This is a genomic window from Brevibacillus sp. MCWH, from assembly GCF_013096935.1.
Classification (GTDB): domain Bacteria; phylum Bacillota; class Bacilli; order Brevibacillales; family Brevibacillaceae; genus Brevibacillus; species Brevibacillus aydinogluensis.
In genome coordinates this window covers 1-1,324 of record NZ_SDLF01000052.1, presented here as the reverse complement: position 1 = coordinate 1,324, position 1,324 = coordinate 1, and the positions used below count along the sequence as shown (strand labels likewise).

Sequence of the window (1,324 nt, the reverse complement as noted above, 5' to 3'; positions counted from 1 at the left end):
ATTCGGTACAGGACCTTCTGGTTCAAAACTAAATTTCGGTATTTATAACCCTACTACACAAACTGTAGAAAACGTTATTACTTCTACAAGTGGTTTATCGAATAAACTCACTTTAACTTTCACTACAAAAGGTGATATTTCTAAATACGTTAACAATAGTGGTGAAATTGTTTATTATGCATATACTGATCCTTCAGATGCTACTACACAATCAACACTATCTATTTTCTATACTGAAATTAATATGAAATTAGACTTTAGTGAGACTGGATATGATGTTCTAGCACCTAAATTTACTTTACCACAATATTATAATGATAACCTTTTCGACAGATCTGTAACTGATTTTAAAGCAGGAGCTGGAGTTGATTACATTACCGGTTCTAACTTAAACTCTACTAGAGATCTAGTAGTAGAGGCTGGTGGTGTATTAAGAGTAAATACACCTAATGTTGAAAATGCGGGTGTTAGATTGTTAACTCCTAGCGTTTATAGAAACTACAATATCATTAATTCGTCTATAAAAGTTATGTGCGATAGCACATTAAAAGTAACTCTCGTTGAAGTTTATACAGATTCTACATCAGAAACAGTTTCTACTACAGTTACTGCTCAACAAGGGGTATGGCAAACTGTAAACTTATCTAAAAAAGTAAACGATGAAAAAGCTGTATTAAATTATGAACTTATTATTTCTAAAGAAAACAATGCAAACCCTATCACTTTCTTTGTAAAAGAACCTGTTATTTCTCCTATGGACATTGACGTATTTAAGAAAGGTTCTAACATGGCATTTGTAATGAACTTTGCCAATAAGCTTCGTTCATTTAGTGACAATAAAAATATTGCTTATACACTTAAGTCAAATAATTTAAGTAACGCTCCTTCAAGCTTTACTACAGAGTATACTGATAGCGAATACTTCGCTTTATCAGGAATTTCTGAAACTGACGATTTAGTTGTTGAGACAAGATCAAACGTTGTAGGAGAATATTCTCAAAATCTATTTGTATTCGATTTAAGTTCAGAAATTGATATTAATCATGTTTCGTTTAAGGATTTATTTGACAAATATCAATTATTCATTAAAGCTTATGGATCTGGAGCTAACTCAGGTGTAGCTACTAACGGCTATGTAGTTGAAGCATTTGACCATTCAACTAATAGCTGGGTTACTATTGGAACTGACAATGGAAGCTCAGTAAGAAATTATTCTATCTCTACAGTAGCTTCGAATAAAAATATCGTTAGTGATGATATGAAAGTATTTATTCGTGTTAGATCAACACATCCTGCAGCTTCAGGTATTGATTCAGTATTGATT

The 1,324-nt window shown here is 31.8% G+C and carries 1 protein-coding gene; it reads left to right on the top strand.

Annotation, left to right across the window (positions count from 1 at the left end; translation table 11 throughout):
* Positions 1 to 1,324 (top strand): hypothetical protein (locus ETC00_RS19260; protein WP_171567672.1); only part of this gene is annotated, 1,324 nt, incomplete at both ends.